At 35.8% G+C, this 5,058-nt stretch carries 5 protein-coding genes; all 5 read left to right on the top strand.

What is annotated here, in order from left to right; genetic code table 11:
- The coding region (locus tag I656_RS18795; RefSeq protein WP_164832364.1) for a DUF6337 family protein at positions 1-744 on the top strand (744 nt) is incomplete at its 5' end.
- A gap of 1,225 nt (positions 745-1,969) precedes the next feature.
- Positions 1,970-3,073, top strand: a complete 1,104-nt coding sequence (locus tag I656_RS00890; protein WP_033006767.1) for a glycoside hydrolase family 99-like domain-containing protein — start codon at positions 1,970-1,972, stop codon at positions 3,071-3,073.
- Between the two features lie 181 nt (positions 3,074-3,254).
- Positions 3,255-4,142 carry a glucose-1-phosphate thymidylyltransferase RfbA gene (rfbA, locus tag I656_RS00895; RefSeq protein WP_033006765.1) on the top strand — a complete coding sequence of 296 codons (888 nt, stop codon included), beginning with the start codon at positions 3,255-3,257 and terminating at the stop codon, positions 4,140-4,142.
- 15 nt (positions 4,143-4,157) lie between these two features.
- Positions 4,158-4,715 carry a dTDP-4-dehydrorhamnose 3,5-epimerase gene (rfbC, locus tag I656_RS00900; RefSeq protein WP_020756772.1) on the top strand — a complete coding sequence of 186 codons (558 nt, stop codon included), beginning with the start codon at positions 4,158-4,160 and terminating at the stop codon, positions 4,713-4,715.
- A 2-nt stretch (positions 4,716-4,717) separates the two neighbouring features.
- The coding region (locus I656_RS00905; RefSeq protein WP_020756771.1) for a GDP-mannose 4,6-dehydratase at positions 4,718-5,058 on the top strand (341 nt) is incomplete at its 3' end.

Genomic DNA, 5,058 nt, shown 5'->3' with positions numbered 1-5,058 from the left:
TTCTATGAACGAGTAAATATCATAATGGGCATATCAATAATAATAACTCTTATTCCATTTTTAATTTATCAAGTAAAAGGAATTATACTTATTCCAATTATCGCAGGAATTATCTTTAGAACAATGCTTGGTAATTTAAGATCTTCTTTAAAATTGATAATTATTTCATTATCATTAGGCATAATCATTTTTATAGTAGTATATAGTATACCGTACATCTATATGAGAGATTTTGATAATATTATGAATAAAAATTTCATTTTAGAAAAACTGAGAGATATTTTTGCATATTTATTTAGTGGTATATTAGGGTTTAGTGGGTATTTAGAATCAGGGATGAATACAATTGGTGATAGCCAAAGAATTATTGCTCCTTTATGGAACCTGTTACGGCATATCACTTATTGGGATAGAGTAGATAGCGTTGTAACCGAATACTTTTTCCCGATTGATAAAGATAATTTAAAGGTTTCAAATGTTTTCACACTATTTGGAACGATTCATATATATTTAGGTATTTGGGTTTCTATATTCATATCGATTTTAATAGGATTTATAAGCTATATATTTAAAATGTGGTCAAATAATTCAGTTGTATGGCTTAAAGTTAATTATTGTTTTAATTTATCAATATTATCCTTTGGGTGGTTTGATTATAATTATTACCATTCATATATTTGGTTGTTTTGGATATTTGTGATATTACTAACTATTCTTTATTACACTAGTAGACTTCGTTTTTAAGTTTTTCTTCTGCTCGATCGGAAAAGCCTGCTGGGACGGTTTTCATTCCTAATGGAAAACCATCTTAGCTCGTATGCCAGCTGAATTGTATTTAAAATGTAAAATAAAGCTTTAGTAAAACACAAGATAAAAATTAAACACTAAATCGGAAACAAAACAGGTCAGTTTTCTCACAAAAGATATTTTGGGGACACGGCTTTGCGTGGAGTAGCGTGCATGGTAGGCTGGTTGCTTCTGTGAGTTCCTTTTGTGCTGCGGTCTTCGCAAAAGAATTCATGTGCGTAGAGGCTCCATGCCAAGCTTATAGGGTAAGATAATTTATATTGACATATGGATTATATTTACTTTTATAGATATAGGTTGCTAAATTTTCGTGAGCGTTACGGGATTCCCATGTCTTGTGAGGGCGTACGCAAACCCGCATTAGATGAGACTCTTTTAGACTTTGCGGCCCACGTATACCTTGGTCAAAGGTGAGAACGGTAGATAGTTCATAAAAAAGTGTGAAATCCTGCGGGCGACCTAGTCAGAAGCCAGCAAACAAAAACAGGTTCTTACCTAGGGTCATCGTGTTCAAGTTTTCCTATCTGGTGTCGTGAATCCCCAAAATGAGAACTCAATCCTTCACTGGGTTATGGAAGCTTATGCCATGACTTTTTTTTTGATTTTCTAAACATCTTAGAGGGCCGTTATCCAGACAAGCGATTATGCTGGTGCTCGACAATACTCGGATTCGCTGTTCCAAGATGATGAAAGATTTCTTGTGTCAAGAGGGGAATTTGGTTTTACTTTGGTATTACCAACGTGTTTCACAAAGGATGTTGCTGGTGGTATCGTCTAGTTTACGGATGACGTTAATTAACGCTTCAAAGACTTGTTTCGATGCTTGAAGTGTATAGCGTGGTGCAAGGGTGTTTTTGGCAATTAAAAAATGTACCAAATGGCAAACAAGAGTATGCAGTTGATTGAATATTAACTTATATGCAACGTTACTTGACATGGAGCCTCTGCAGTCACGATTCTACGCAAAGGAGGCAATTTGTATGGTTTTACAGGCAAAAGAGCCTATCATGACCGCCACTCCATATCAAGTTATAATTATGCAGAAATAGATGCATACGCTTAATTGCCAAACTGTACATTTTCTGATTGCCGCTAACAGCAAGGGTTAAGTCTTCAAAGTGCATTATATATTGAAATATTATATGTGGGGGGGAATTATATTATGAAAATAATAGCATTTTATTTGCCGCAATTTCACGAAATAGAAGAAAATAATAGATGGTGGGGAAAGGGGTTCACAGAATGGACGAATCTAAAAAAAGCAAAACCATTAGCTAAAAATCACTATCAGCCTAGGATACCTCTTAACGAAAATTATTATGATTTAACAGATGATAATGTTAGGATATGGCAAGAAAAATTAGCTAGAGAATACGGGATTTATGGTTTTTGTTATTATCATTATTGGTTTAAAAATGGCAAAAAGCTGTTAGAGAAGCCAATGGAAATGATGCTGGAAAATAAAAATATAAAGCTTCCTTTTTGCATATCATGGGCAAATGAACCGTGGACAAGATCTTGGGATGGGAAATATGGTGAGGTTCTTATGGAACAGGAATACGGCGATGAACCAGAGTGGATCGAGCATTTTGATTATCTATATAAGTTTTTTAGGGATGATAGATATATAAAAGTTGATGGAAAACCACTATTTATAATATATAAATCAAGTTCAATAAAAAAGTGTCAAGAGATGATGGAATTATGGAACAGAATGGCGATTGATAGGGGATTAAATGGAATTTATTTTGTTAATACATTAAGAAGTAGAAAGATAGATAAAAGAGATCTTCCATTTTCTGCTTGTGTAGAATTTGAACCTGCGTACTCTACAAGCAATCTACCTTGGTATGAATTGAATATAAGGAGAGTATACAGATATTCTAAAAAACTATTTTGTCGTATTACTGGAAGAGAAACTATCTGCAATTTACCAATGGATTATGATAGAATGACAGAGTTGTCGTTACAGAAAAGACCATTAAAAGACCTCAAAACTATTCCGGGAGCATTTGTAAATTGGGATAATACACCAAGAAAAGGTATTATGGGAACCTACTATAAGAATTTTTCAGTTAAAAAATTTGAAGATTATCTAACAAAAAAGATCGAAAAAGGGATAAAAGAGTATAAATCTGAGTTTCTGTTTATTAATGCGTGGAATGAATGGTGTGAGGGAGCGTATCTTGAGCCGGACGGAAAGAATGGTTACGGATATCTAGAAGCTGTAAGGAATGCACTTATTAATAATGGAATTAGAATTTAGGGAAAGGCGAAGAAGCCATTGTCAAGGTGTTTGAACAGTTACATCTACAGTAAGATTAAGTTGTCAGTAATTTAGCTTTGGCAATGTGAAAAGTCATTTATAAAGATATTTGCCCAAGGTTCTCCATGTCATTGATAACTTTTATGTGATTCAGTTATTTAATTAGTGGAGGAGATATTTGATGAAAGGAATTGTTTTAGCAGGTGGCAGTGGCACCCGCCTTTATCCTTTAACAAAGGCGGTATCTAAGCAATTGTTACCTATTTACGATAAACCGATGATTTATTATCCATTATCTGTTTTAATGCTAGCTGGTATTCGCGATATTTTAATTATTTCCACTCCTAATGATACGCCTCGGTTTGCGGAGCTATTAGGAGACGGGTCGCAGCTGGGAATCTCGTTGTCTTACGCCGTGCAGCCTTCGCCAGATGGTCTTGCGCAGGCGTTTATTATTGGAGAGGAGTTCATCGGTGATGACAATGTTGCGCTGATTTTAGGAGACAATCTGTTCTATGGCCATGGGTTGACAAAGTTATTACAAAACGCCGTGGACCGAAAAACGGGGGCGACGGTGTTTGGGTATTACGTAAACGATCCAGAACGTTTTGGCGTTGTAGAGTTTGATGAAAACGGAAAAGTCATTTCTATTGAAGAAAAACCGAAACATCCGAAATCCAATTATGCGGTGACAGGGTTGTATTTTTATGACAACCGTGTTATAGAATTCGCGAAAAGTATTAAGCCTTCCTCTCGTGGTGAGCTGGAAATTACAGATGTGAATAAAAAATATTTAGAGCTTGGCGAATTGCATGTGGAGATTTTAGGAAGAGGTTTTTCATGGTTAGATTCCGGTACGCATGAATCTTTGCTTGAGGCTTCGCAATTTATCGAGACGATTGAAAAACGGCAAAGTTTAAAAATCGCATGCCTCGAGGAAATTGCCTATGTGAAAGGATACATTGATCGAGAACAGCTATTAAAACTAGCGGAGCCGCTAAAGAAAAATCAGTATGGTCAATATTTAATTGATATTGCTAATCAGAAAAAACGACCGATTTATATGTAGAAGAGGTGTTTAAAAATGAAAGTACATGAGACGCTATTACCCGGTGTATTGTTGATCGAACCAAAAGTGTTCGGCGATCACCGGGGTTTTTTTATGGAAAGTTACAATAAAAAGCTTTTTGCGGAATATGGGATTGATTTTGATTTTATTCAAGACAATCATTCGTTGTCACAACAAGCAGGTACCATACGCGGTCTTCATTATCAATTACATCCAAAGGCGCAAACGAAGTTAGTTCGCGTTACTCGAGGAGCTATCTATGATGTCGTTGTCGATATTCGCAAAGGTTCACCGACATTTGGCAAATGGCAAGGTTTTATTTTAAGCGCGGATAATAAGCGACAATTGCTTGTTCCAAAAGGTTTTGCGCACGGTTTTTGTACGTTAGTGGAAAATACGGAAGTACAATATAAAGTAGATGAATATTATTCACCTGAACATGACCGCGGTATTTTATGGAGCGATCCCGCATTAGGGATTGACTGGCCAACGGCGAATCCAATTCTTTCTGACAAAGATACGAAACATCCATTGTTGGCGGATGCGGAAATTAACTTTGAGTGGGAGAGATAATAATGAATCTTTTAGTTACAGGCGGAGCAGGTTTTATTGGAAGCAACTTTGTTCGTTATATGCTCGAGAAATATCCAAATTATAAAGTAGTCAATTATGATTTATTAACCTATGCTGGTAATCTTGAAAACTTAAAGGATGTCGAAAATCACCCGAACTATACATTTGTGAAAGGCGATATCAATAACCGTGAGTTAGTCGATTATCTTGTAAAAACGCACGAGATTGACGTTATTGTGAACTTTGCGGCTGAATCGCATGTCGACCGCAGTATTACAGATCCTGATATTTTTGTAAAAACAAATGTATTAGGCACGCAAGCGTTATTAGATGTGGCGAAAGC

Origin of the sequence: Geobacillus sp. WSUCF1 (assembly GCF_000422025.1) — a bacterium.
In the GTDB taxonomy this organism is placed as follows: domain Bacteria; phylum Bacillota; class Bacilli; order Bacillales; family Anoxybacillaceae; genus Geobacillus; species Geobacillus zalihae.
The sequence above is the reverse complement of the archived record's forward strand: the minus strand, read 5'-3'. Positions and strand labels throughout refer to the sequence as shown.